Below are 22,779 nucleotides of genomic sequence, written 5' to 3'. Positions count from 1 at the left end.
TGTGTTATATCAACAGAGGTTTATTGAATGTATAAGATTATGTTTTTAATCATGAAGTCATCAACGTCAGTTGTTCCTGTCGCATTTTTGGCTTCTATTGTAATGATGTTGCCCCCCTTGTTAAAGTATCGCTTATCAATTACAAAGTAATATGGCTTCCATTCATTTTCGGATACATTATTGGGGTCCGTGAATTTGGCGTAAAATTGGTTGTTTATATAAATGTGATTTCCATGAAGGCCATTTGTAGATGGTGATACTTGATAGGCATCAAAAGAAAGAATAATGTAATTAGCTGGTCTGGGAGATAATTCGAAATCTAATTCAAGGTTTTTTCCTATGGGGGTTGGAGCATCCCATGATGCCATGTAGTTATCGCCTACATGTAATATGCTGTCTGTTAGTTCTAATCTACCAGCACTTACAGTACTTGATAGCATAATTAATGAAAGTAATAATATATTTCTCATGATTGTTCTCCATTTATCATGGTTGTCTGATGGAAAAGATAATTGGAATTATAAGTTGGGATTGGACGGGGCTCAATGGAGGATTAAATTTGTTTTCTTAAGTTGTGATGAATATCAAATTCTAACAGCTACTTATAATTCATGATATTTCGCCGTATAAAGTCAATAAATACACGCGTTTTAGCAGGAAGATATTGGCGATTTGCATAAACAGCAAACAACTGCAATGGGGCGGCGGGTAGCTCAAGTTCAATTTCAACCAAGCTGCCATCATCAATAAACTCCTGGCAAGATACCTTGGCAAGAATGGCAAAACCTACACCGGCTATTGCTGCTTTTAACGCCAGTTCGCCACTATTGACCCGGTAGTGTTCATTCACCTGGATGGTGGAAAATTCACTGTTCGTGCGAGTAAATTGCCAAGGCATCCCTTTCAGAGCGCTCACCGTTGTTATGCAGGGGAGAGTTTTGAGTTGTGATGTGTGGTTGGGAAGCCCCCACTTCTGGATCAATGAAGGGGAGCCAACAACAGTACAGGGAATGGTGGTCAAATGGCTGGCTATGTAATCGCAATCATCCATCTTGCCTCTGTGAATGATGATTGCCATGTCCAAATCCTCTCTTAATGATTCAAGTCCGGAGAGATTGGTAATGCAGCTGATCGTTATTTCAGGATGCTGGCAGGCAAAGTCGGCAATGGCAGTACCGAGCAGTTTTGGCCCAGCCTCATTGGGGATGCAGATGCGTAATGGACCTTTCAGCTGAATCTGCTGTGATGTCAATTCAGCCTCGGTTTGCTCCAGTGATTCCAGCAGTGGTTTTACTCGGGTATAGAGCAGTTGCCCTGATTGTGTGAGCTTCATATGGCGGGTTGAGCGTTCAATCAGTTGAAGGTTCAAGGCTTCTTCCAATTGAGAAATACTGCGGCTCACATTTGAGGTGGGGATTTGAAGGGTTTTAGATGCCCCGACAAAACTGCTGTTTTCAACCACTGCAATGAAAATCTTCAGCGCATTCAATTCCATGCCGGTACGCATTGATTATCCCTAATCTGATAACAATCCATGCCATTTTAACGAATAAAATTAAAATGTGATAGTGGGTACACTTTTTATCTCTAAAGATTGAGAGTAAACACTATGATGCTAGATGAAAATAATATGAGTGAAAAAACTCACGATAATCGTTCGGTTATGGATTTTAACGTTGTTTGGTTGGCCGCATTGATTCAATTGGTCAGTGCGCTTGATTTTATGATGATTATGCCGCTTGGGCCTGATTTATCTCGCGCACTAAATATAAGTCCAACCTATATAGGATATTTAGGTGGTGGGTATGCACTGGCCGCCGCACTATCATCGTTGTTATGTGCCAGATATCTCGACCGATTCGATAGAAAGCATGTCGCACTGATCACATTGTTGGGGATCTCGCTATCCACTTGGGCCTGTGCATTGGCATGGAATATGGAAAGTTTATTCTTTACCCGCTTGCTGGCCGGTGTGTTTGCTGGCCCTGCAACATCCATTGCTCTGGCGATCGTTGTGGATGCCACGCCTGTACAGCAACGTGGCCGAGCAATGGCCATCGTGATGGGGGCATTTTCGTTGTCAGCAATTGCCGGTGTGCCGTTGGGATTGGAGCTGGCAATGTTAAAAGGATGGAGTGCGCCTTTCTATGTTTTAGGTGGCTTGGGATTGTGTGTCTGCATGGCGGTATATACAAGGCTGCCTGGAATGACGGCCCACTTGGGATTGAACCAGAAGGCTTTTTCATCCATTGAAATGTTGAAGCGACCTGTGGTGTTGAATGCGTTTATGGCACTTGGGTTGGCAATTTTCAGCACCTTCCTTATTGTTCCCAACATAGCTGCTTATTTTCAATTTAACCTTGATGTCCCTCGTGGTGATATGAGTCATTACTATGTCATGGGCGGCATTTTTAGCCTGTTTTCAATGCAGCTTGGCGGATTGTTTATTGACCGTTTTGGTGCGATGAAAGTGACGATTTTGATGGGGGCATTGACGATAGCGGTTGTTTGGGATGGTTTTTTGCATGAGCCTTGGTTGCCGACCATAGTGATTTTCACGTTATTCATGGTGGTTACATCGACCCGAACGATCACCGTTGCTGCTGTTAATAGTCAAGTGGCAGCGCCTTGGGAAAGGGCGGGATTCATGTCATTACAAAATGTTTTTCAACATATATTCAGTGGCTCGGCTGCCGTCGTCTCTTCGATGATTTTAACAAATGTCGATGGTCACCTTGGCAACATAACCCTATTGGCTTGGCTAACCATAGTGTTGACGATTATTCAGCCACTTTTTCTATATCGATTGCTCAAGCTGCTGCGTTTGGGAACCCCAAATCGGATGTTTGAGAAACGAGACCGGTAGGGAAATAGGCTTGATTGACGAAGCCTTAACGGGGGCTCGCCAGCCAGACGCGGGTCATCCATCCAGCCAAAAGAGAGGGCCCCGCCATCCATGATGGCGGGGCCCTTTACATTAACAGCAATGCCGCTGATTCAATCGTTCGCGCTGGCAGGGGCCACTGAAATGGTTGGCCCGAACCCGATTAGACAGGAATGGCTGTCGCCGCCAGTGGCGGAGCAATTTTCGAGGCGATCAGCAGGCGCAGGCGGGGCACCAGCAGCAGCAACACCACGCCGCCCGCCAGCGAGCCCCAGCCCAGCATATTGAATACCGAGCTGTAGCCCGGGTTGGTGGCCACCGGAGAGCTGCCGATATTCTGCGGCATGGCGCCGGAGACATAGCCTGCCAGCACAGAGGCAACGCCGGTCACCATCATCCAGCAGCCCATCATCAAGCCTTGCAGGCTGGCGGGGGCCAGCTTGCCGATCATGGCGTAGCCGATGGGGGAGATCAGCAGCTCGCCAAAGCTCTGCAGCACATAGCTGATGGCGATCCACTTGAAGGCGACCAGCCCGTCGGCCCCCGCCAGATGGATGCCGATCGGCAGCACCAGCATGCCGAGCCCCATGCAGAACAGGGAGGCGGCAAACTGGGAGGGGATGTCGATATTCCACCCCTGTTCGCGCAGCCGCTTGAACAGCAGCGCCATCAGGGGGCCACCGATGACGATGACAATGGTGTTGATGTTCTGGATCCACTGGGGGGCGACCCGCAGTCCGAACACATTGAGGTTGATGTTGTGCTCGGAGAAGAGCATCAGCCCCATGGGCGCCAGCTGGTAGAGCGACCAGAAGATGAGGGAGCCAAGGGCGAGGATCAGGTAGGCCACCATGCGGCTGCGCTCGGCGGCGTCCGGGTGGCGGGCTGTCATCACGCAGAGCAGCACCAGCACCACGGATCCCAGGATCAGTACGAAGCTGCCGCTGAAACTGGCGTGGGTCAGCAGCAGGCGCAGCGCCGGCACCAGCATGGCCAGAATGGCGATACCGGCCAGCATGCGGCGGTAGAAGCCGCTCCCTTTGACATGGCGCAGCGGGGTGCTGATATCCGCCAGAATCGGCCAGCAGGCAAAGGTGGCGATGATGGCGATGATGTTGCCCAGCGTCGCAAACAGGAACAGGGTGCGGTAATCCTCGGTGAGCTGGAAGTAGCCCGCCACCGTGAAGCCGATAAAGAAGCCCAGATTCATCCCGGCGTAGTTCCACAGGAAGGCGCTCTCGCGGCGGTGATCATCCGGGGCGAAGCGCTGGGTCAGCATCATGTTGAGGCAGGTGACGTTGAGGCCGCTGCCGGTAAGGAACATGGCGAGCCCCCAGTAGAGGCCGGTGATCCCCATCTCGGCGATGAAGTAGCAGCCGATCACCTGCAGCACCATCCCCATCACGAACAGGTTGCGGTTGCTGAGGTAGCGCCCGCCGAGATAGCCGCCAAACAGGTGCAGGCCATAGTTGAAGGCCCCGAAGACCCCCATCATGGCGTTGGCCTGGGATTCACTGAAGCCGAGCCGCTTGGTGGCGTAGAGCACCAGGGTGGAGTAGAGCACGGCAAACCCCAGGGTCGAGAAGGTCTGGATAAAGAACAGCGCCCCGGAGCCGGGGGGAATGGTGGGGTGTTGATTCGAAGCGCTCACGGTCTGTCTCCTGTGAGAGAAGAAAGTCATAACTCGTCCTGAGAGCGTACCGGTCTGCAGCCGGCTAGCCTTGTGCGCTTCCATGCTGGTCTGAAGGCCGGTCTGTCATTTAGCGGCCAAGCGGTGCAAATAGCCATACCTGAAATTTAATCCGGCGCGATTAATTGCTTTTTATTGATCTATTCCGCCTTTTTATGCGTGGTTGAGCCGTGGTTGTAGCTCGGCTTACCACGCGGTTGCAGCACGGTTGATGTGATCCAGGCGGCTATTTGGTGCCGATTATGGCCCTGTAGCGGGATACGCGTCCCACTTTGTTGCCCCGAAACACAGCTGGCGCCAAGCCGTTGTATCGCAGGTTGTTTATTCATCCCTGGGCATTGAGTGAATAAATATTGGGAAGAGAAGGGGCAGCCTCAGGGTGACTTTCGCGTGTTCTCTCTTTGCTGTCGAGAGGGTGAGGGGAGGATAGAACAACGCCCGGCGGGCCGGGCGTTGTGGTGCGACTGATGGGCGGCGAAAGCGGCCTTAGAAGTCGTGGTAGAGCGGCCAGCCGAGCAGCGGGTGCTTGAGACCGGCGCGCATCTCCATGTTGTCGAGCTTCTCCGGCGAGGCGTTCTCTTTTTGCAGCAGCTGGTACTGGCGCACAAAGCCGAGGGTGTGCAGCAGGTTCGGCACAAAGCCCGGGCTCAGCTCCTGGCGCAGGGCGGCGGCCATATCGACGGGCAGCGCGCTCAGCATCAGGGCGAGCTGGGCGGCGAGGTAGTCGGTGTCATACCAGCTCTCGTCGAGCTCAATCTCCCGCGCCAGCTTGCGCTTGAGATCCTGCTTCACCTTGAGCGGGGCGGCGCCACTGCCCTTGCCGCAGAGGATGCGGTAGAGCAGCGCTTCGGCCAGCTTGTCCTCCATGGTGGGGTGGTCGCTCTCGCAGGCGAAAAAGTGCTGGTCGATGAGCTCCATCAGGCGGCTCTTGTTGTGCTCGGTCAGCGCCTTCTCGTACTCCTGCCACCCTTGCCACTCCTCCACATCGGGCGGGCTCGAGACCTTGTCCAAGAGGCGCGCATCCACATCACCGTAGAGGCTGTTGCCAGCCTGCTTGGGGCTGACGGTAATGAGCATCGACCAGCCTTTCTGGAACGGCTTGATGGGGCCTTCCGGCGCTTGCAGCAGTGCCAGCGCCTTGGCCGGATCCCGCGCCGAGAGCTCCTGCAGACCGAGGCTCACCACGCCGATGACGTCGTGGGCCGCCTGCTCCAGCAGGTGCATCTTGTACTTGTTGTAGTACTTGTCGGCGAATTTGAGGCTCATCAGCACCGCCTTGCCCTTGATGGCGGCCAGCTGTTGCTCGGTCAAACGTTCATTGTCGCGGCCAAAGCGCAGCACCTGGGTCAGAAAGGGGCCCTGGTTGGCATCGCGAATGACTAACTGCATGAATGGGCTCCTTAATCCAGAAAGCTGAACATGTCGTCGACGTCGCCGTACTCGTCTTCCTCGACCTTGTTCTTCTCTTTGGCCTGCATCACCAGCTCGGCGGCAAACTTGTTGATGATGCCGTCCCAAGTGGAGTGCTCGTTGCGCAGCAGCGCCTTGATGGCTTTCTCCACCTCGGGGGCCAGCTCGCGAATGAGCATCAAGAGGCTGCGCGGGTCGTCCAGCGCGTAGTCGTGGCTGTCTTCGGCCTGCTGGCGCTCGCTGTAGCGAAGGGATTCTTCGAGGTCTTCCTCTTCGGCGTGCAGCACGTCGCGATAGCCTTCGTCCTCTTCATAGCGATCGCCGCGATAGAACTCGATAAAGGGGATGGCGAGGTAGAAGAGACCGGCCGGGTCTTCGGCCACGCACTCGAGGATCTCGCGCTGCTTGGCTTCGCTATCCTGGGTGCGGATCAGGTAGTTGAGGAAGTCGAAGGTGTGCTGTTGCAGCTCGTCGGCGTTGTTCTTGATCGCCTCTTCCCAGTAGAGCGGCTGCTGGCAGACGATGTCGCGGATCCGCTCCGGGGTCATCAGCTCGGAGATGATGGAGGGGAAGGAGATATCGTGCTGGCCGTTAATCTGGGTCAGGGTAACGATATCAATGTTTTCAATCACTTCTGCCAGCTGGTCGTCAGACATGGTCTTGGCGATCAGCTCGAACTTCTCGCTGGCCTGCTTCGGCTCGATAACGGCCAGCTCTTTGATCTCGATGGCGGTAATTTCTATCAGACTGTTGCTCATGCCTTGCCCCAATTAGAAACGGACTTCGTCGTACATATCCTGATCGCCGTCGTCATCACCATAGCGGTCACTGCCGCCATGGTAGTCGGCGTCGGCATCTTCCCCGTTTTCATCTTCTTCGTCGCGCAGCTCATAGTCGTCATCACCGCGGTGGCTACCGCGCGGCAGCGGGTTGTCGAGCAGGAACAGCACGGCGCAGGCTTCCATCAGCTGATCTTCGCTCTGGGCCCGCACCGCTTTGACCAGCGGCAGGGCGGCGTTGTTGAAGCCGACGCTCACCTTGAACTCGTCCCAGCTTGGCTGCTCGCCGCTGGCGAGCCACTTGTTCCACTGCGACTTGGCCTTGGCCGGGAACTGCACCCGGCCATAGAGGGCCAGCGGCAGATACTCGGGCATAAACTCCAGCATGCTCATATCGGCCAGCAGCAGGCTCTTCATCTGGTCGGTGAACTGTTCCAGCCCCTTGGGGTCGTCCTGATCCCGGTAGGATTCGATGTTTTCGCTGGCATCGCTTTGCAGCGACTTGAGCCGCGCCTGGTCCCATCTCTTTTGCATAGTTGCTCTTTCTGCCTGCTGTTTCAGGGGTAGAACTGATCCCACATCTCCTGCATGGCGGAGGCGGGGTCGGTCACGATGACGTTGTTGAAATCCTTGATAAAGGCGGCCCGCTGCTTCGGATCGGACAGCACTTCATAGGCCTGCTTTACCTGGTGCAGCTTGATGGCTGCCTGCTCTTTCTCTTCTTCACTGGCCCCGTGCAGCTTGTCGGGGTGGTACTGGTTCGACAGCCGACGATAGGCTTTCTTGATGTCGTTTTCGCTGGCGTTGGACTTGACGCCCAGCACCCGAAAGTAGTTGTTCATGGCAGATCCTGCATCACTGGCATCATAGGATTCACGCTGCGAGTGCCTGATGGTGGGGATTGGCAAACCAGGCACGGTAAAAACCCGTCATTTTAACGGAAACAGCCCGCCAACGCGATGAGTTGGGCGATCAATTAACGGGCGAGATGAAGAGGTGTCAGTTGAGCGTCTATTGTTGCCAGTCGGTCTGGCCAGTGCAAGGGCGGCGGGGCAAAAGCGATGAAAAAACGGGCAGGGAAAGTGTGGGGTGAGATGGCGGCGGCAGCGCAAATCGGGCTGCCGCCGCAGGGGTTACTCCTCCCAGAAGGAGGCGGAGGTGTGGTAGATCATCTTCTTGCTCATCCCGCCATCGACCACCAGATTGGCACCGTTGATAAAGTCGTTCTGGGGATCCGCCAGAAAGAGGCAGGCGCGGGTGATGTCGTCGGGGCGCCCGACTCGGCCGCTCGGGTGCTGGCGATGATCCGCCTCGGTCAGGGTGTGATAATCCTCCGCCTGGATCCAGCCCGGACTGATGGCATTGACCGTGATGGGGTAGTCGGCCAGCGAGTTGGCGAGGGACTGGGTGAGGGCGACCAGCGCCCCCTTGGAGGCGCCATAGGCATCCCAACCCGGTTCGTTCTGCTGCCAGCGGGTGGAGGCGATATTGATGATACGGCCATAGGGCAGCTCGCGGTTGGCCTGCACAAAGGCGCGGGCGCAGAGCATGGCGCCGCGCACATTGACCGTCATCACCTGATCGAACTGGGCTGCGCTCAGATCCTCGAAGCGGGTGTGGAACTTGCTGATGGCGCCGTTGTTGATCAGCAGATGGACGCCGCCATGCTGTGCGCGCACCTCGGCAAAGAGCCCCACGATAGCCTGCTCGTCCCGCAAATCGAGGGGGTGAAAGTGGATCTCGGGATGGTCAAAAGCGTGAGGGGCCAGATCGGTGGCGATCACCCGATAACCCACCTCGGCCAGCCCGATGCAGAGTTGGCGACCAATCCCGCCAGCAGCGCCGGTGACCAGTGCAATTGGGGTGTGGTTGGTCAGCTCGTTCATTGTGCCGCTCCATTGCGCGCCCGCAGCACCTTGATGAGGGCTGACACCTCCTGCTGACCAAACCCTTGCGCCACCCCTTCCTCAAACAGATTGGCGGCGAAACGCGGGAAGCGGCTGTCGATCCCGGCATCGCTGGCGTGACCGGCGAGGCGGCTGATGGCGGCGCTCCAGGTTTTCAGGCTGGCGTAGGGGTGATCGAAATCGCCGCTCGCCAGCGTCTTGCCAAGGTGGGCCACATCGCCACCGAGAATGGGGGAGAGCTCGCTGAACTGGGCGCACACCTTGGCCACCGGCAACCCTTCCGCCTCGCAAATGAGCGCGCCGTGCAGAGCACCGGCAAAGTAGGCGGCGACGGCACAATCTTGCGCCGCGGCGGCGCCCACCGCCTCGGCCACATGGTCGAGGGTGGGGGCGAGCAGGCGCAGCACCGGCTCGGCGTCGCTAAAGGCAGCGCTGGCCCCCGAGCAGATGATGCTGGCATCAGTGGTGCCGATCTGATCCGGGAAGCAGAGGATGGCGCCATCGAGATAACGGGCGCCGCGGGCGTGGCTCCAGCTCTCCAGCGCTCTGGCCCCCTGCGGACTGCCGGTGGAGAGCTGCACCAGCAGCTTGCCCGCCACCGCATCGCTCGCCTCATCCAGCAACTGCTGGCTGACGGCGTAGTTATCGACGCAGACAAGGGTGATATCACTTGCGGCGATGGCTGCACCAACCGAGGGGGCTAGTGTTGCACCCAGCACCTGCAGCGGGGCCGCCTTGGCGGCGCTGCGATTCCAGACGGTGACCGGATGGCCCGCCTTGAGCAATGTGGTGGCGAGGGCGGAGCCCATGGCCCCGAGGCCGATGACAGAGAGATGGCGCATGATGGCTCCTGACGGTGTTGATAGACGCTAATATAGAAAATTGGGATGCCTTGTGGCAGGTAAGCCACTATATTTGCCCCGTGTTGCCGTGAAAAATGGCTTTTATGACTGTCTGGTATAGGTAAATTCTATGGATGTGCGAACTCTGCGCGCGTTTGTGGCTGTCTTCGAGGAGCGCAATATCACGGCGGCGGCCACTCGCCTCTTCATTACCCAGCCCACCCTCTCCACCACCATCAAGACGCTGGAGGATGAGCTGGGGGTGACCCTGTTTGTGCGGCAGGCGCGCGGGGTGGAGGGGACTGAAGCTGCCCACCGGCTCTATCCCCGTGCCAAGCGGCTGATTGCCGACACCGACTCCCTCGCCCGCGAGTTTCGTGAAACCTCCCCCTGCCTCGAGCTGACGGTGGGGATTGAGGCAGACCTTGGCGATGGCGTGGTGGGGACGCTGGTGCAAGGGGCGCTCGCCCACGAGGAGATCCTGTTGACTCTGGAGGAGGGTTGCTGTGGCGATGTGCGGCTGGGGTGTGAATCCCTGCGTTGCGGTGACGAGCTCTTTATCCCCCTGCTGGAGGAGGAGTTTGTGCTGGTGCTGACGCCGGATCACCCGCTGACGGGCAAGGGATCGCTCACCCCGGATGCGCTGGCGGACGAGCCCTGGGTCACCTGCCCGCGCCACGACTCCCACCTGCGGCTGATCGCCATTCTCGGTAATCAGGCGCCGCTCTATCCACGGCGGGCGGGGTCGCTGCGACTGGCTGCGACCATGGTGGCCGCCGGGGCGGGGATCGCCTGGCTGCCCCGTTCGCTTTGTTTGCCCGGTTGTTCGGTCGCCGAGCTGGCGGCCTCTTCCTTCAAGCGGCGGGTGGGGCTCTGCTACGCCCCCGATGCGTTGCGCTCGGCGGCGGTGACTGCCCTGCTGGAGCAGGTGCGTGGGATGCAGCTCCCCGCCTGATGTCGGGATAAAAATGTCGGCATAAAAAAGGGCCATCCGGTGGGATGGCCCTGTTGCAGGCAATGTTGTTGCGTGGCTAGAGCGATGCCCACCAGAGCCGCAGCTGCAAGCCCCACTTCGAGCTCCAGCCGGTGGTGCTGCTCACCAGCTTGCCATCCTTGATAACGAGGAACGTCGGGGTGACCCCTACCTGCCACTTGGCGGCCAGCGCTCCCGACTCGTCGTTGTGGGTCGGGAAGGTGAGCCCCTTCTTGCTCATCCCCTTGCCTAACTGTTCCGAATTGCCGGAGCGCAGTGCCACCGTCAGCACGTGTTCCCCCTCTTGCCAGAGCTGCTGCACCGCCGGGGTGGTGAAACGGCACACCCCGCACCAGCTGGCCCAGTAGTAGACCAGCAGCGGCTTGCCTTGACTTAAGGTAGCGAGATCCGTGCTGCTGCCATCCTGCAGAGTGACGGGGGCGCTCATCGCCCCCTCTGGCAGGGTCGGGCTGCGCCACAGATCCAGCAGGGTCGAGATGACCAGCGCCATCAGCAGCAGCCAGAGCGCCTCCTTGCCCCAGCGGCGCCAGCGGGGTTGAGGATTGGTGGTCATCCCTTACCCCTGCTTGGCCAGTTCGGCCTTCACCAGTTGCTCCAGCTCCTCATAGGGGATGGCGCCCGGCACCAGCTGGTTGCCGATAAGCGTCGCCGGTGTGCCCTGTACCCCCAGAATGGTGCCGATGCGCAGGCTGTTACGCAGCTCTTCGGTCGCCTTGGTGGCCGGTTTGAGCGCGGTGTTGCCGGTGGCGGCCAGCGCCTTGTTGATGTCCGCCTCGGTCAACATCCCCTGCTTGCTCATCAGCTTGTCGTGCAGGGTGAGGAAGCGGGCGGGATCTTGCTGCCACAGGGTCAGGCTGTATTGGGCCGCCTTGGCGGAGGTCTGCCCCTTGAACGGCAGCAGCTTGATCACAAGCCCCAGATCGTCCGGATAGGCCTTGAGCAGCTTGGTCAGCTGGGGATCGAACTGCTTGCAGTAGGGGCAGTTGTAGTCGGTGAACAGCACCAGCGTCAGCTTGGGGTTCTTGGCGCCGAGGCGCGGGCTGGTGGCGCTGTTGAACAGCACATCCTTGTTGCCCTTGATGAAGTTGCCAAGATGCGCCTCCTGGGCTGCAGCGTTCTGTTTCTCCCAGGATTCGGCGGCCTCGTCGAGGATCTTGGGGTTGGCGATCAGGGTCTCGCGGATCAGCTCCTTGATGCGCGCCTCCTGCTCCGGGGTGAAGGGGGCGGCGTGCAGGGCCGGAGCCAGCAGGGTTGCGGAAAGGGAGGCCAGCAGGGTCAGGGCGCTAAGAGTCGGTTTCATGGTTGCTCCTTAAAATCGGGTGGTGCCAGCCTGAAGCAGGCCAGCCTTGTGCAATGTGGTCAGCAGATCGTCCTTGTCGAGCAGGGGTGACAGCGTGGCCCCTTGCGGCAATTCCGGGCCGTAAATCTGGTTGAAGGGGACGGCCGCCGCGCCCCGCTTACGCAGGAAGGCGGCGATGGTGTCGCTTGGTTTGCTCCAGTCGCCGCGCAGGGCCACCACATCGGGGGCAGAGAGGGCCTGTTGCACCTCATCGCGCAGCAACACGTTGTATTTGTTGGCCTTGCAGGTAACGCACCAGTCGGCGGTGACATCGATAAAGACCCGTTTGTTCTGGGCCAGCGCATCGGTGATGGCGCGTTCAGAGAGCGGCTGCCAGACCACCTTGTCAACGTTGGCCGAGCCCTGCGCGCTAAAGGCACCGCTCAGCAGCAGGGGGCTGCCAATCAGGGCTGCTAGGGCGATCGCCAGTGTGAAGCCGCGCATGCCGTAACGCCAGATGATGCCAATCAGCAGTGCCAGCAGCATGGCAACCATCAGCCAGCCGGTGGCATAGCTGCCGAGATGGTTGTCGAGCAGGCTGGTGAGCCAGAGGCTGGAGCCCAGCATCATCAAGCCGAGCAGGATGCGCAGATGGTTCATCCAGCGCCCTGGTTTCGGCAGCCAGAGGGCGAGCCGTGGCAGGGCTGCCACCAGCAGCCAGGGCAGGCTCATGCCAATCCCCAAAGCTGTGAAGATCAGCCAGAGCTGGCCGAGCGGCGCCGCCAGCGCAAAGGCTACCGCAGTGCCGAGGAAGGGGGCCGAGCAGGGGGTTGCCAGCAGAGTGGCGAAGCTCCCCTGCAGGAAGTGACCGCCGAGGCCGTTGCCGCCGCTGGTGGCGAGGCGGGTGCTGAGGGCGCTGGGCAGGCGGATCTCGAACAGCCCCAACAAGTTGGCGCAAAACAGCATGGTGACCAGCACCATCAAGCCGATAAAACCGGCGCTCTGGAACTGGATGCCCCAGCCGACGGCCCCTTGCGTGGCGCGTAGCAGGCTGCTCATGGCCGCCAGCACCCAGAAGGAGGCGATGATCCCGGCGCTGGCGGCGAGGAACTGCTTGCGCACCGCGCCCTGTTCACGCTGCTGATGTTGCAACACAGTTCCCAGCTTGAGCGCCAGCACCGGCAGCACGCAGGGCATCAGGTTGAGGATCAGGCCGCCGAGCAGCGCTGCTCCCAGCAACCAGAACAGCGAATGGCTCTGGTTGGGCAGTGCGAGTGGCGCGCCGATCGTCCCCTTGCCCTGCCACGCCTGTTCGCCGCTGGTGAGCAGCAGGCCGAGGGATTGGCCGCGCAGATCCGGCGCATCCCCCTGCCAGCCATCGCTCACCGGCACCCGGGCGATCAGGGTGTTGCCTTCGACCTCAAGCGCTGGTTTGCCAAACTCGGCACCCTCCAGCCCATCGATAAAGAGCGCTGGTGATTGCCAGCCCTCTGCCCGCTCGGCGCGCAGTTGCAGTTGGTTGTGCTGATAACCGAGCTCGATCCGGGTCTCGGCAGGCAGCGGCTGGGGCAGGTTGCTGATGGCCTTGGCCCAGCCGAAGTCGAAACCGGCTGGCGCTCGCCCATCCACCGCCAGGGTGAAGGGAAAGTCGGTCAGGATGCAGACATTGCTGCAGGTGGATAGGCGTAGAGTTCCCTTGAGCGGTTGCCCTGCGGGATAGTTGAGGCTGAGGGGGAAGGTCACCTCCCCCTGATAACCCTGGGTGCTGAGCCCGGCTACCTCGAAGTGGCGTGGCACCGGCCAGCGCCACTGAAAGTCACCGACCGGCTCGTCCCACAGGATCTGGGGAGCAATGCCCCCTTCTCCCGGACTGTGCCAGTAGGTTTTCCAGCCGGACTCCAGCTCGACATCGAGCAGGATGCGGGTCTGATCTGCCGTGCTGCGGTCGGCCTGCAGCCGTACCCGGGCGTGATCATTCTGTGGGCTGGTGAGCCAGCCCGTGTCGCTGGCCAATCCCATGGATTGCCACAGCAGACCGCCCAGTAGCAGGGCCGCCTTGAAGAGATTCGACATCTTTTTGGTCTCGCAAAAATGAGTGACAGCTAACGAAAGAACGCTGCCAAACTCATTCCCGCCAGACGCAGAGGGTGAGGTGCAGACGCCGCTCGGGCGGCGAGATGACTCTGGGAGGGGGCAGTGGCGGTGTGTAGCGCCAAAGGGGGGCCAGCAGGGCGATCAGCACGGCCACGGCAAAGAAGAGCTGTTCGACGCAGAGCAGGGTGGCGGCGCTTAGCCACTTGCCGTTGAGCTGGCAGCTGGTGGGCTGCGGGCTGGCCGGTTTGGCATCCTCTTGATCCGTTGCCGAGCCTGGAACGGGCAGTGCCTGACAGCTGAGGGCGTGATCGAGCAGGGCAAGCCGGGCCAGCGGCTGGGCCGCACAATTGAGCACCAGCAGGCAGACCAGCAGCAGGAGATGTTTCGCTACCCGTTGTTGCAAAATCATGTTCGCCCCGTCCATCAAGATGGGGCCATCCTAACGACCAATGGCGGGTGGGGCAAGTCGGCGGCGTATTGATGAGCAGGACTGTGGGTGGCGCGACGGGGAGGGTGGTCGGTTCTGTTTGGCGAACGCTTGTTCGCTAAAAGGGGGATCAGTATACTGCGCCGAGTTAAAACTCGAGGTGTTCGATGCTCAAAATTGCCCGTGTGCTGCTGCTTGGTCTGCTGCTCATTTTCTGGTTCCTGTTCGGCCTGCTGCTCTGTCTGGTTCGTCCGCGCCATCCCAACAACGTCTATGTCTTCGCCCGCATGTATCACGCGGTCTGCCCGCTGATCGGGCTGCGAGTCAAGGTGACGGTGGCCGACGAGGTCAAATCGGTCGGCCCGGCGGTCTATGTCTGCAACCACCAGAGCAACTTCGACATCTTCACCGTGACCGGTGCGGTGCAGCCTGGCGTGGTGGCGGTGGGCAAGAAGAGCCTGCTCTGGCTGCCGCTGTTCGGCCTTATCTTCTGGCTCTCCGGCAACGTGCTGATCGACCGCTCCAACCGCTCCCGTGCCATCGGCACCATAGGTCAGGTGGTGGATCGCATCAAGAACCGTGGCACCTCCATCTGGATGTTCCCGGAAGGGACCCGCTCCCAGGGACGTGGCCTGCTGCCGTTCAAGGCGGGCGCTTTCCACACTGCGGTACAGGCTGAAGTGCCCGTGGTGCCCATCGTCTGCTCCAGCTACTTCGGTCAGGTCGACCTCAATCGCTGGGACAACGGCGAAGTGCTGGTGGAAGTGATGGCCCCGGTCTGCAGCAAGGAGCATGGTGCCAGCGGCATTCGCGATCTCTCCGACACCTGCCGCGCCCGGATGGAGGCCAAGTTGGCCGAACTGGACAGCAAGCTGGGCCACAGCCACGCCGCCTGACGGATATCACAGACGAATCGACAAGGGAGCCACAGGCTCCCTTTTTTGTTGGTGAAAATCACCACCTGGTTGGCTATTTTCACCAATAAACCCTCCTTGAATTTCCTCATTAAATTCCCATCTATATGTAAAACAACAATAATTTTTCTTGGCACGGCTCTTGTAATGCAATGGGAAGAGATAGCCATCCCATCAACAAGGAGCCAGACCATGAGCGTATTCAGCCGCCTGACCGACGTGATAAATGCCAACTTGCACAGCCTGCTCGACAAGAGTGAAGAGCCGGAGAAGATGCTGCGCCTGATGATCGAAGAGATGGAGCAGGTGCAGGTCGAGATGCGTACCCAGGCCGCCCGCGTGATTGCCGAACAGAAACAGCTGGAGCGTCACCAGCAGGCGTTGCAGGCGCAGATCCTGGAGTGGTCGGCCAAGGCCGAGCTCGCCATCCAGAAGGGACGTGAGGAGCTGGCCCGTGCCGCGCTGACCGAGAAGCTGGCGGAGGTCAAAAAATGTGAACAGCTGGAGCAGGACAAGGCCCGGGTGGCCGAGGTGCTGGCCCAGCTCACCGCCGACAGCGAGCGACTGGCGGCCAAGCTGACCGAGGCGCGCGAGAAGCAGAAACTGCTGACCCTGCGCGAGCAGACCGCCCACAGCCGCATTCGTGCCCGCGCTCAGGTGGACAACCAGCGTATGCATGAGCTGATGGCGCGCTTTGACGGTTTTCAGGGCCGGGTCGATCAGCTGGAAGCCCAGCTGGAGGCGGCCACTCTGGGGCAGAATCCCTCGCTGGAGGCCAAGTTCCGCGAGCTGGAGCTCAATGACGAGATCGAGCGCGAGCTGGCTCGCCTCAAAGGCCAGAAGGCGGAGGTGTAAACATGAGCCCCTGGCCCAAGGATCTGGTGCATCGCAAGCTGACCGGGGTCTGCGCCGGTATTGCCAGGCGGTTGGGGGTCTCCAGAGTCACGGTGCGGGTGGTGGCACTGCTCGCCCTGATCCTGATGCCGCCGCTGGCACTGGCCGCCTATCTGCTGGCGGTGCTGATGATGCCGCCCCGTTATGAATTGAAGCGCTGGCTGGATTGACCGAAGGGTTGCCAAGCCGGCAGAGAAGGTACTGATAAGGAGCAAGTTATGCTGGAATTTTTCATATTGCTGGTGGTGCTGCTGGTCATGGCACTGACCGGTTTTACCCTGGTAGCCATGTTGCTGGTGAGCGGCCTGTTCGTGCTGCTTGGGGCACTGGGCGGCATGCTTGCTCTGATCATCAAGCTGGCCCCCTGGTTGTTGCTGGTGCTGGCGGTTTGCTGGCTGATCAGTAACCGCAGCAAGCGTTCCAATACCTACCTCTAACCCGCCTGAGGTTGTGCAAGACGTTGTGTGATGTTCCCTGATTTCCCCTTTCCGGCCACTCATCGAGTGGCCTTTTTTTGCCTGTCGTCCTCAAGGCTGGGTGGCTGCGGGTAACCACTGGGGGCTCCAGCGCTGCCAGAGTGCCGGGCTGTGGATCAGCTGCTCCTTGAAGGATTTCGGCTGCTGCTTGAGGCGATATTCGATGCGCAGTGCCGCCCCCTTCTCGCCGACTTCCTGTTGCCACGCCAGCGTCAATGGTCCCTTGCCGCGCAGGGCGCGAGCTCCCTTGCCACTCTGGTGCTGGCGCAGACGGCGCAGCGGGTCCGTGCTAATCCCGGTATAGAGCAGGCCGGTGGCAGTACGCACCATATAGACAGACCAGCGGGAAGGGGCGGAAGGTTGCTGTACAGGTGTGGTGGTCGCGGGTTCTCTCATTCAAATTCTCTGTGCCAAACTCAGAGGCAGCTCAAGGAGGTGCGATGAGAGTCTGGTTTTGGTTGTGGTTACTGTTGTCGGTCCCGGCTCTGGGGGAGACGATCCGTCTCTACGATTACCATCAGCATCCCCCCTTCAACACCGGAGTGGATGCAGGGCTGAGCCGCGAGCTGGTCAAGTATCTCAATGAAAAGCTGGGGGGTGAACCCAGAATCGAGCTCTGGCTGGTCAATCGCGCCCGACTGGCGCTGGAGATGGCGGATCCCGACTTTGACGGTCTGGTAGTCTGGGTCAATCCCGCCTGGGTGGGGGATCCCCATCGCGAGCGCTATCTCTGGACCTTTCCGGTGATGCGCGACACCAACGAGCTGGTCTCGAACATTTACAACCCGGTCACCTATCGCGGGCCTGACTCCCTAAAGGGGCTGGTGTTTGGTGGGGTGGAGGGCTACCGCTATCAGGGGATCGATGATGCGGCTGGCCGCGGGGAGCTGGTACGTCAGGATGCCAAGAAGGTGAAGACCAATCTTGAGCTGCTGGTGCGCGGCCGCATCGATGTGACGCTGGTGAGTGGTTCATCGCTGGGCTTTTTCATCGACGCACAGCACTATCAGGGCAAGCTGTTTATCTCACCCTTCCCCCAATCCAGCTATACCCGCCATATCCTGCTGCCCAAATCCCGTCCCGAGCTGCATGCCACCCTCAACGACATCGCCGAGCAGATGGACAGGGATCCCCGTTGGCACAAGGTGCTGGAGTCCTATCGCGGTACGCCCTGAGGGCGGCGCTTGAGCCGGTGTAGCGGCAACAGGCTCACCAGCAGACCAGCCCAGACGAAGGCGAAACCGACCGCCTTGATGGGGTCCGGCGCCTCACCAAACCAGTAGATGGCGAGCAGGAAGGCGAGGCTGGGCTCGATATATTGCAGCAGCCCCACAGTGCTCATCCGGGTTCTCGCCACCGCATAGCAGAACAGCCCCACCGGCAGCAGAGTAGCGGGCGCACTGCCCATCAGCAGCAGCTTGTCGGCCAGATCCCCGTTCACGAATGCCCCTTCCCCGTGCCATGCAAGCGTGCCGATGATGATCAGCGCGATGGGCAGTTGCACCATGGCTTCCAGATAGAGGCTGGTGCCGGTGTCGTAGTGGATCTTCTTCTTGATAAGGCCGTAGCAGGCGAAGTTGGCCCCCATGATGAGGGAGAACCAGGGGAGTTGGCCGTAGCAAAAGAGCATGTAGGCGAGCCCCGCCAGCGCCAGGGCGACCGCCAGATGCTTTTGCGGGGTGAGCCGCTCTTTGAGGAAGATGACGGCGAATACGATATTGAACAGTGGGGTCATAAAGAAGGCGAGGCTGGTGGTCAGCACTTGCCCGGTAGTGAGGCACCAGGTGAACATGCACCAGCTGATGGACATGACGGGGCCCGCCAGCAGAATGAGGCCGAGCTGGCGCGGCTCGCTGCGCAGTTGTGCCCAAGGTACCTTGTGGCCAAGCAGCAAAAACAGGGCCCCCAGCAGCACCACAGACCAGAGCACCCGGTGGGAGATCAGCTCCCACATGTTGACCTCGGGCATGAATTGATAATAGAGCGGCAGCATCCCCCACAGGATGAAGGAGAGGGTCGCGGTGCCGGTACCTAGCCAGTTTTTCATTATTGTCCGTTTATTAAATTAAACACCCATGGCGATAGTAGGGGGCGCGCCCTGTTTCCACAAGAGGGAAAACAGGGAAATGCTGGTACTATCAACGTCATGCAGCGAATCGATAAGTTGTTTGAGCAAATCAGGGCCTGCCGTCTGTGCGAGGCTCATCTGCCGCTGGGGCCTCGTCCGGTGATCCGCGGGGCCGAGAGTGCCCGGCTGCTGATCATCGGTCAGGCGCCCGGCACCCGGGTGCATGCCAGCGGTATCCCGTGGGATGACCCCTCCGGTGACCGGCTGCGCCAGTGGCTTGGTGTCGATAAGGCCACCTTCTACGACGAATCACGCATCGCCATCATGCCGATGGGTCTCTGCTATCCCGGCAGGGGAAAATCCGGCGATCTGCCACCCAGACCCGAGTGCGCACCCACCTGGCACGACAAGGTGCTGATGCTGCTGCCCAATATTGAGCTGACCCTGCTGATCGGCCAATATTCACAAGCCTACTATCTGCGGGGGGCAGCCAAGGGATCGCTCACCGATACGGTGCGCAGCTGGGCCGACTATGGCCCCGGCTGGCTGCCGTTGCCGCATCCCTCCCCGCGCAACACCCTCTGGCTCAGGAAGAACCCCTGGTTCGAGCAGGAGATCGTCCCCCATCTGCAGCAAAGGGTCGCCCCGCTTCTGGGGAGACCCTGAGTATTAGAGCGCTGGCTCGGCCAGCGGTTTTGGTTTGCTGCGGGCCATGGCGATGAGCGGCAGGACGATGCAGATACAGCCCAGCAGCAGCGGCAGGCCCGGCTGCTCGTCAAACAGCCACACCCCGATGGCCACCGCCATCAGCAGACCGGTGTACTCCGCCGAGGCGATCTTGCTCGCCTCCGCCTTGCGATAGGCCACCACGCATAATCCCGCATAGACCATGATCAGCGCCGAGGAGCCAAAAGCGGGCCACCACATCTGCCACTGCCAGTTGCCCCCTTCCCACAATGCCAGCGCCAGAATGAAGGGCATGCTCAGCACGTTGGTGAAAAACAGGGTCTGGGCGATGGGCTGCTTGAGCGGGATCCGCTTGATCAGCAGATTGTTGAGCGCCATCGACAGCGCCACCCCAAGCGCCGCCAGCGCGGCCCAGTTCACCTCGGTCGGGCGCAGCACGATCAATACCCCGATAAACCCGATAACCGCGGTCAGCACCTTCTGGCGCGAGATCGCTTCCCCCGCCATCCACACTGCCAGCGGCACCATCATCAGGGGGGCGGCATAGAAGAGGGCATTGGCAGTGGCGAGCGGCAAGCGGGTGAGGGCCACCACCATCAGGCAGACGCCGACCGCCCAGATATGAGCCCGCAGCAGGTGCCACTTGATGGCCACCGGCGGGTTGCGGCGCCATGACCAGAGCAGCCAGGGCATCAGCAGAATGGCGGCCGAGAGCTGGCGAAAAAAGACAAACTGGAAGATGGGTTGATCCGGCTCCAGTACCTTGACCAGCGCATCGGAAAAGACCGCCACCATATTGCCCAGCACCAGATAAAGGATGCCGATCCCTACTGCATTCATACCACCTCCCACTTCAGATGAGGGGAGGGTAGCGCGGGGGCCTTTATCCAGTAAAATGATAAAAAATGACCACCCATGAGATATTTAGATAATGAAGCTTCCTCCTCTGCGTGCGGTGCAATATTTCGAGGTAGTGGCCCGGCTGCTCAGCTTCTCCCGTGCCGCCCTTGAACTGAACGTCAGCCAGAGTGCGGTCAGCCACCAGATCCGCCTGCTGGAGGATTTTCTGGGGGAACGCTTGCTACTGCGTCAGGGGCGGCTGCTCTCGCTGACGCCACAGGGGGAGAGCTACTTCGAGGGGATTGCCGCCGGCCTCGGCCAGATAGCCCAGAGCAGCGAGCAACTGCGCGGTGGCGGCGAGATGCGGCTGCGCCTCGCGGTCTACAGCTCCTTTGCGGTGAAGTGGCTGATCCCGCGGTTGGCCGGATTGCGCCAGCTCTACCCCGAGCTGGATCTGAGTCTGGAGATGGTGGCGGAAGATCCCGAACTTTCCGATCGGGTGGCGGACTGCTTTATCACCGTCTCACCCCACGGTCGGGGCTACTGCCACGACCTTATCTATCAGGAGCGGCTCTTTCCGGTCTGTAGTCGCCGCCTGTTGCAGCAGATCTGCGGGGAGTGGCCTGAGGCCATCTGGCAGTTGCCGCTGCTCTCGGTGCAGTCCATTTACAAGGCGCGGGGCGAGGATTGGCAGCGCTGGGCCAAGGCGGGCGGGCTGGTGATCCCGGACGAGGCGCGGATGCACCATTTCAGCCATGTGCTGCTGGCGATGGAGGCGGCTGCCTGGGATCAGGGGGTGGCGTTCGTGAATGATTACATGCTGCGGCCCGATGATCCCCAGCTGGTGGCCTTGCCGGTACACCAGCTGGAGACGGGGGATGCCTTCTACTTTACCTGCAAGCGCTCGCGGGCCCATGAGCCCGCCATCAGCCGGTTACGCCAGTGGCTGATGATGGAGACACGCCAGAGCATGCCGCTCTAGCCTGCACCGTTACGCTCTCTTGAACTGGCTCAGCACAAACAGGCTGGTGGCACAGACGACGACCGAAGGCCCTGCCGGAGTGTCCTGATACCATGAGAGGGTCAGCCCGCCGAGTACGGCGAGGCAGCCGATCAGCGCGGCAAAGCCAGCCATCTGCTCCGGCGTTTGGCTGAAACGACGGGCGGTGGCGGCGGGAATGATCAGCAGGGAGGTGATGATCAGCGCCCCGACAAACTTCATCGCCACGGCGATCACCAGCCCGATCAGCAGCATCAATACGCAGCGCAGCACATCGACCCGGATCCCCTCTACCCGTGCCAGCTCTTCCGAGATGGTCATGGAGAGCAGGGGATCCCACAGTCGCCACAGGGTGAGCAGTACCAGCGCGCCACCGCCGTAGATCCAGAGCAGATCCATCGGTTGTACCGAGAGCAGGTCGCCGAACAGGTAGGCCATCAGATCCACCCGCACGTTATCCATAAAACTCAAGGTAACCAGACCGAGGGACAGGGCGCTGTGGGCCAGAATGCCGAGCAGGGTATCGGTGGCCACCTGCTGGTTGCGACTCATGATCACCAGCAGCATCGCCATGGCGAGGCAGCAGACCACCACCGCCAGGGTGAGATCGACCTGCAGCAGGATGCCCAGCGCGATGCCGAACAGGCAGGCGTGGGAGAGGGTGTCGCCAAAATAGGCCATCTTGCGCCATACCACGAAGCTGCCAAGGGGGCCGGCCAGCAGGGCGATGCCGAGACCGGCCGCGAGGGCGTATAACAGAAAGCTGTCCACTTGAATGTCCTGTTGCTTGCGCTATTTGCTGTGAGCGTTGTTGCGAGAAGGCAGGCGGATGACGGGGGCCTGCGGTTCATGATGATGGTGTTCGCCGTCGCAGTGGTGATGGTGGGTATAGACCGCCAGCACCTCCTGCTCCGGTCGCCCGAACAGACGGGCAAATTCGGGATGGCGGGCCACGCTTTCCGGCTCGCCATGACAGCAGACATGGCGGTTGAGGCAGATCACCTCGTGGGTGCTGGCCATCACCAGATGCAGGTCGTGGGAGACCATCAGCACGGCGCAATTGAGCTCGGCGGCGAGCTGACCGATCAGGGCGTAGAGCTCGATCTGGCCGGTGATATCGACCCCTTGTACCGGCTCGTCCAGCACCAGCAGCTCGGGCTTGACCAGCAGGGCGCGAGCCAGCAGCACACGCTGCATCTCACCTCCGGAGAGCTTCTGCATCCGGTTTTCCAGCAATCCCTCTGCGCCAACCCGGGTCAGCGCCTCCTCGATGGAGAGGCGGCTGTTTTTGCCCAGTTGCAGGAAGCGGCGTACCGTCAGCGGCAAGGTGGGATCCAGATAGAGGCGCTGTGGCACATAGCCGACTCTCAGATCGCGGCTGCGGGTGATCTTGCCCGAGTCCGGGGTGAGCAGACCCAGCACAAGCTTGCTCAGGGTGCTCTTGCCCGCCCCGTTGGGGCCGACGAGCGTGGTGATTTTGCCTTTATTGAGGGTAAAGGAGACCTTGTCGAGCACAGAGCGTCCATCAAACGAGAGAGAGACCTCTTTCAGCTCTACCAGTTGGCTCATGACAACTCCGGGGTTTACAGCCAGT

Annotated in this window: 27 protein-coding genes; 9 read left to right on the top strand and 18 right to left on the bottom strand. The window is 59.8% G+C overall.

Features of this window, described 5'->3' with window-relative positions; translation table 11 throughout:
- Nucleotides 1–20: 20 nt before the first annotated feature.
- Together AACT07_RS06060 and AACT07_RS06055 are read right to left on the bottom strand one after the other, a co-directional pair.
- Nucleotides 21–470 carry a hypothetical protein gene (locus tag AACT07_RS06060; RefSeq protein ID WP_139123750.1) on the bottom strand — a complete coding sequence of 150 codons (450 nt, stop codon included), beginning with the start codon at nucleotides 468–470 and terminating at the stop codon, nucleotides 21–23.
- A 128-nt stretch (nucleotides 471–598) separates the two neighbouring features.
- The gene (locus AACT07_RS06055) at nucleotides 599–1,507 is read right to left on the bottom strand and encodes a LysR family transcriptional regulator (protein WP_069526923.1); all 909 of its coding nucleotides are present in this window, start codon (nucleotides 1,505–1,507) and stop codon (nucleotides 599–601) included.
- 87 nt (nucleotides 1,508–1,594) lie between these two features.
- On the opposite strand from AACT07_RS06055, the gene AACT07_RS06050 reads away from it, so the two are divergent.
- Nucleotides 1,595–2,866: an MFS transporter gene (locus AACT07_RS06050; RefSeq protein WP_069526922.1), complete on the top strand. Its 1,272-nt coding sequence runs from the start codon at nucleotides 1,595–1,597 to the stop codon at nucleotides 2,864–2,866.
- Between the two features lie 181 nt (nucleotides 2,867–3,047).
- On the opposite strand, the gene AACT07_RS06045 is transcribed toward AACT07_RS06050, so the two are convergent.
- From AACT07_RS06045 to AACT07_RS06015, 7 genes are all read right to left on the bottom strand, one after another.
- On the bottom strand, nucleotides 3,048–4,535 hold the full coding sequence (locus AACT07_RS06045) for a peptide MFS transporter (protein ID WP_253182230.1): 1,488 nt from the start codon (nucleotides 4,533–4,535) through the stop codon (nucleotides 3,048–3,050).
- 525 nt (nucleotides 4,536–5,060) lie between these two features.
- Complete coding sequence (atcC, locus tag AACT07_RS06040; protein ID WP_069526920.1) at nucleotides 5,061–5,963, bottom strand: cold adaptation protein AtcC; 903 nt, start codon at nucleotides 5,961–5,963, stop codon at nucleotides 5,061–5,063.
- Nucleotides 5,964–5,974: 11 nt separating this feature from the next.
- Entirely contained in the window at nucleotides 5,975–6,742 is a 768-nt protein-coding gene (gene atcB, locus AACT07_RS06035; protein ID WP_026458895.1) for a cold adaptation protein AtcB, read from the bottom strand.
- A 12-nt stretch (nucleotides 6,743–6,754) separates the two neighbouring features.
- Entirely contained in the window at nucleotides 6,755–7,297 is a 543-nt protein-coding gene (gene atcA, locus AACT07_RS06030) for a cold adaptation protein AtcA (RefSeq protein WP_069526919.1), read from the bottom strand.
- Nucleotides 7,298–7,320: 23 nt separating this feature from the next.
- On the bottom strand, nucleotides 7,321–7,605 hold the full coding sequence (gene atcJ, locus AACT07_RS06025) for a cold adaptation protein ActJcold adaptation protein ActJ (protein WP_005343121.1): 285 nt from the start codon (nucleotides 7,603–7,605) through the stop codon (nucleotides 7,321–7,323).
- Between the two features lie 291 nt (nucleotides 7,606–7,896).
- Nucleotides 7,897–8,649 carry an SDR family NAD(P)-dependent oxidoreductase gene (locus AACT07_RS06020; RefSeq protein WP_069526918.1) on the bottom strand — a complete coding sequence of 251 codons (753 nt, stop codon included), beginning with the start codon at nucleotides 8,647–8,649 and terminating at the stop codon, nucleotides 7,897–7,899.
- On the bottom strand, nucleotides 8,646–9,512 hold the full coding sequence (locus AACT07_RS06015; protein ID WP_069526917.1) for an NAD(P)-dependent oxidoreductase: 867 nt from the start codon (nucleotides 9,510–9,512) through the stop codon (nucleotides 8,646–8,648). Before AACT07_RS06015 ends, AACT07_RS06020 begins: the two co-directional genes overlap by 4 nt.
- A gap of 130 nt (nucleotides 9,513–9,642) precedes the next feature.
- On the opposite strand from AACT07_RS06015, the gene AACT07_RS06010 reads away from it, so the two are divergent.
- Nucleotides 9,643–10,467, top strand: coding sequence for a LysR family transcriptional regulator (locus tag AACT07_RS06010; protein ID WP_069526916.1), 825 nt, complete (start codon nucleotides 9,643–9,645; stop codon nucleotides 10,465–10,467).
- Between the two features lie 76 nt (nucleotides 10,468–10,543).
- Here the strand turns inward: AACT07_RS06010 and AACT07_RS06005 are convergent, their stop codons facing one another.
- From AACT07_RS06005 to AACT07_RS05990, 4 genes are read right to left on the bottom strand one after another with little or no spacing between them, the layout of a single operon-like run.
- Nucleotides 10,544–11,059, bottom strand: coding sequence for a protein disulfide oxidoreductase (locus AACT07_RS06005; RefSeq protein ID WP_069526915.1), 516 nt, complete (start codon nucleotides 11,057–11,059; stop codon nucleotides 10,544–10,546).
- A 3-nt stretch (nucleotides 11,060–11,062) separates the two neighbouring features.
- Complete coding sequence (locus AACT07_RS06000) at nucleotides 11,063–11,806, bottom strand: DsbA family protein (RefSeq protein ID WP_069526914.1); 744 nt, start codon at nucleotides 11,804–11,806, stop codon at nucleotides 11,063–11,065.
- A 9-nt stretch (nucleotides 11,807–11,815) separates the two neighbouring features.
- Complete coding sequence (locus tag AACT07_RS05995; protein ID WP_069526913.1) at nucleotides 11,816–13,858, bottom strand: protein-disulfide reductase DsbD family protein; 2,043 nt, start codon at nucleotides 13,856–13,858, stop codon at nucleotides 11,816–11,818.
- Nucleotides 13,859–13,910: 52 nt separating this feature from the next.
- On the bottom strand, nucleotides 13,911–14,288 hold the full coding sequence (locus AACT07_RS05990; protein WP_005335876.1) for a hypothetical protein: 378 nt from the start codon (nucleotides 14,286–14,288) through the stop codon (nucleotides 13,911–13,913).
- A 185-nt stretch (nucleotides 14,289–14,473) separates the two neighbouring features.
- Between AACT07_RS05990 and AACT07_RS05985 the strand changes: the two genes are divergently transcribed.
- The 4 genes from AACT07_RS05985 to pspG all read left to right on the top strand — a co-directional run bounded on the left by AACT07_RS05985 (nucleotide 14,474) and on the right by pspG (nucleotide 16,551).
- Complete coding sequence (locus AACT07_RS05985; protein ID WP_019446682.1) at nucleotides 14,474–15,202, top strand: 1-acylglycerol-3-phosphate O-acyltransferase; 729 nt, start codon at nucleotides 14,474–14,476, stop codon at nucleotides 15,200–15,202.
- A 210-nt stretch (nucleotides 15,203–15,412) separates the two neighbouring features.
- The gene (pspA, locus tag AACT07_RS05980) at nucleotides 15,413–16,075 is read left to right on the top strand and encodes a phage shock protein PspA (RefSeq protein ID WP_069526912.1); all 663 of its coding nucleotides are present in this window, start codon (nucleotides 15,413–15,415) and stop codon (nucleotides 16,073–16,075) included.
- A gap of 2 nt (nucleotides 16,076–16,077) precedes the next feature.
- Nucleotides 16,078–16,284 (top strand): PspC domain-containing protein, encoded by a 207-nt coding sequence (locus AACT07_RS05975; protein ID WP_043826074.1) that lies wholly within the window; start codon nucleotides 16,078–16,080, stop codon nucleotides 16,282–16,284.
- 48 nt (nucleotides 16,285–16,332) lie between these two features.
- Nucleotides 16,333–16,551, top strand: a complete 219-nt coding sequence (gene pspG, locus AACT07_RS05970) for an envelope stress response protein PspG (RefSeq protein WP_005335871.1) — start codon at nucleotides 16,333–16,335, stop codon at nucleotides 16,549–16,551.
- A 90-nt stretch (nucleotides 16,552–16,641) separates the two neighbouring features.
- On the opposite strand, the gene AACT07_RS05965 is transcribed toward pspG, so the two are convergent.
- Nucleotides 16,642–16,986 (bottom strand): GIY-YIG nuclease family protein, encoded by a 345-nt coding sequence (locus AACT07_RS05965; protein ID WP_069526911.1) that lies wholly within the window; start codon nucleotides 16,984–16,986, stop codon nucleotides 16,642–16,644.
- 44 nt (nucleotides 16,987–17,030) lie between these two features.
- Here AACT07_RS05965 and AACT07_RS05960 point away from each other — a divergent pair, with 44 nt between their 5' ends.
- Nucleotides 17,031–17,765, top strand: coding sequence for a substrate-binding periplasmic protein (locus AACT07_RS05960; protein WP_069526910.1), 735 nt, complete (start codon nucleotides 17,031–17,033; stop codon nucleotides 17,763–17,765).
- On the opposite strand, the gene rarD is transcribed toward AACT07_RS05960, so the two are convergent.
- Nucleotides 17,747–18,637, bottom strand: a complete 891-nt coding sequence (gene rarD, locus AACT07_RS05955; protein ID WP_069526909.1) for an EamA family transporter RarD — start codon at nucleotides 18,635–18,637, stop codon at nucleotides 17,747–17,749. The genes AACT07_RS05960 and rarD overlap by 19 nt on opposite strands.
- A gap of 99 nt (nucleotides 18,638–18,736) precedes the next feature.
- On the opposite strand from rarD, the gene AACT07_RS05950 reads away from it, so the two are divergent.
- A complete protein-coding gene (locus AACT07_RS05950) occupies nucleotides 18,737–19,324 on the top strand; it encodes a uracil-DNA glycosylase family protein (RefSeq protein ID WP_021231710.1) in 588 nt (195 codons plus the stop codon).
- Nucleotides 19,325–19,327: 3 nt separating this feature from the next.
- On the opposite strand, the gene AACT07_RS05945 is transcribed toward AACT07_RS05950, so the two are convergent.
- Entirely contained in the window at nucleotides 19,328–20,185 is an 858-nt protein-coding gene (locus AACT07_RS05945; protein WP_021231711.1) for a DMT family transporter, read from the bottom strand.
- 91 nt (nucleotides 20,186–20,276) lie between these two features.
- On the opposite strand from AACT07_RS05945, the gene AACT07_RS05940 reads away from it, so the two are divergent.
- Nucleotides 20,277–21,167, top strand: coding sequence for a LysR substrate-binding domain-containing protein (locus AACT07_RS05940; RefSeq protein ID WP_069526908.1), 891 nt, complete (start codon nucleotides 20,277–20,279; stop codon nucleotides 21,165–21,167).
- A gap of 9 nt (nucleotides 21,168–21,176) precedes the next feature.
- Here the strand turns inward: AACT07_RS05940 and znuB are convergent, their stop codons facing one another.
- Together znuB and znuC are read right to left on the bottom strand one after the other, a co-directional pair.
- On the bottom strand, nucleotides 21,177–21,956 hold the full coding sequence (gene znuB, locus AACT07_RS05935) for a zinc ABC transporter permease subunit ZnuB (protein ID WP_005354863.1): 780 nt from the start codon (nucleotides 21,954–21,956) through the stop codon (nucleotides 21,177–21,179).
- A 21-nt stretch (nucleotides 21,957–21,977) separates the two neighbouring features.
- Nucleotides 21,978–22,754 carry a zinc ABC transporter ATP-binding protein ZnuC gene (gene znuC, locus AACT07_RS05930; protein WP_069526907.1) on the bottom strand — a complete coding sequence of 259 codons (777 nt, stop codon included), beginning with the start codon at nucleotides 22,752–22,754 and terminating at the stop codon, nucleotides 21,978–21,980.
- Between the last annotated feature and the right edge of the window lie 25 nt (nucleotides 22,755–22,779).

It is taken from the genome of Aeromonas sp. ANP5 (assembly GCF_963870295.1).
GTDB classification, from domain to species: Bacteria; Pseudomonadota; Gammaproteobacteria; order Enterobacterales; family Aeromonadaceae; genus Aeromonas; species Aeromonas veronii.
This window is presented reverse-complemented; position numbering and strand designations above follow the sequence as displayed.

Excerpts from the sequence above, each read along its gene's own strand:
- atcC (WP_069526920.1), bottom strand. The coding sequence starts at position 5,963 with ATGCAGTTAGTCATTCGCGATGCCAACCAGGGCCCCTTTCTGACCCAG.
- AACT07_RS05945 (WP_021231711.1), bottom strand. The coding sequence starts at position 20,185 with ATGAATGCAGTAGGGATCGGCATCCTTTATCTGGTGCTGGGCAATATG.
- AACT07_RS06015 (WP_069526917.1), bottom strand. The coding sequence starts at position 9,512 with ATGCGCCATCTCTCTGTCATCGGCCTCGGGGCCATGGGCTCCGCCCTC.
- znuC (WP_069526907.1), bottom strand. The coding sequence starts at position 22,754 with ATGAGCCAACTGGTAGAGCTGAAAGAGGTCTCTCTCTCGTTTGATGGA.
- AACT07_RS05995 (WP_069526913.1), bottom strand. The coding sequence starts at position 13,858 with ATGTCGAATCTCTTCAAGGCGGCCCTGCTACTGGGCGGTCTGCTGTGG.
- AACT07_RS06000 (WP_069526914.1), bottom strand. The coding sequence starts at position 11,806 with ATGAAACCGACTCTTAGCGCCCTGACCCTGCTGGCCTCCCTTTCCGCA.
- rarD (WP_069526909.1), bottom strand. The coding sequence starts at position 18,637 with ATGAAAAACTGGCTAGGTACCGGCACCGCGACCCTCTCCTTCATCCTG.
- AACT07_RS06010 (WP_069526916.1), top strand. The coding sequence starts at position 9,643 with ATGGATGTGCGAACTCTGCGCGCGTTTGTGGCTGTCTTCGAGGAGCGC.
- AACT07_RS05985 (WP_019446682.1), top strand. The coding sequence starts at position 14,474 with ATGCTCAAAATTGCCCGTGTGCTGCTGCTTGGTCTGCTGCTCATTTTC.
- AACT07_RS05975 (WP_043826074.1), top strand. The coding sequence starts at position 16,078 with ATGAGCCCCTGGCCCAAGGATCTGGTGCATCGCAAGCTGACCGGGGTC.
- AACT07_RS05965 (WP_069526911.1), bottom strand. The coding sequence starts at position 16,986 with ATGAGAGAACCCGCGACCACCACACCTGTACAGCAACCTTCCGCCCCT.
- AACT07_RS05950 (WP_021231710.1), top strand. The coding sequence starts at position 18,737 with ATGCAGCGAATCGATAAGTTGTTTGAGCAAATCAGGGCCTGCCGTCTG.
- pspG (WP_005335871.1), top strand. The coding sequence starts at position 16,333 with ATGCTGGAATTTTTCATATTGCTGGTGGTGCTGCTGGTCATGGCACTG.
- AACT07_RS05990 (WP_005335876.1), bottom strand. The coding sequence starts at position 14,288 with ATGATTTTGCAACAACGGGTAGCGAAACATCTCCTGCTGCTGGTCTGC.
- pspA (WP_069526912.1), top strand. The coding sequence starts at position 15,413 with ATGAGCGTATTCAGCCGCCTGACCGACGTGATAAATGCCAACTTGCAC.
- AACT07_RS05960 (WP_069526910.1), top strand. The coding sequence starts at position 17,031 with ATGAGAGTCTGGTTTTGGTTGTGGTTACTGTTGTCGGTCCCGGCTCTG.
- atcJ (WP_005343121.1), bottom strand. The coding sequence starts at position 7,605 with ATGAACAACTACTTTCGGGTGCTGGGCGTCAAGTCCAACGCCAGCGAA.
- atcB (WP_026458895.1), bottom strand. The coding sequence starts at position 6,742 with ATGAGCAACAGTCTGATAGAAATTACCGCCATCGAGATCAAAGAGCTG.
- AACT07_RS06020 (WP_069526918.1), bottom strand. The coding sequence starts at position 8,649 with ATGAACGAGCTGACCAACCACACCCCAATTGCACTGGTCACCGGCGCT.
- atcA (WP_069526919.1), bottom strand. The coding sequence starts at position 7,297 with ATGCAAAAGAGATGGGACCAGGCGCGGCTCAAGTCGCTGCAAAGCGAT.
- AACT07_RS05940 (WP_069526908.1), top strand. The coding sequence starts at position 20,277 with ATGAAGCTTCCTCCTCTGCGTGCGGTGCAATATTTCGAGGTAGTGGCC.
- AACT07_RS06005 (WP_069526915.1), bottom strand. The coding sequence starts at position 11,059 with ATGACCACCAATCCTCAACCCCGCTGGCGCCGCTGGGGCAAGGAGGCG.
- AACT07_RS06060 (WP_139123750.1), bottom strand. The coding sequence starts at position 470 with ATGAGAAATATATTATTACTTTCATTAATTATGCTATCAAGTACTGTA.
- AACT07_RS06055 (WP_069526923.1), bottom strand. The coding sequence starts at position 1,507 with ATGCGTACCGGCATGGAATTGAATGCGCTGAAGATTTTCATTGCAGTG.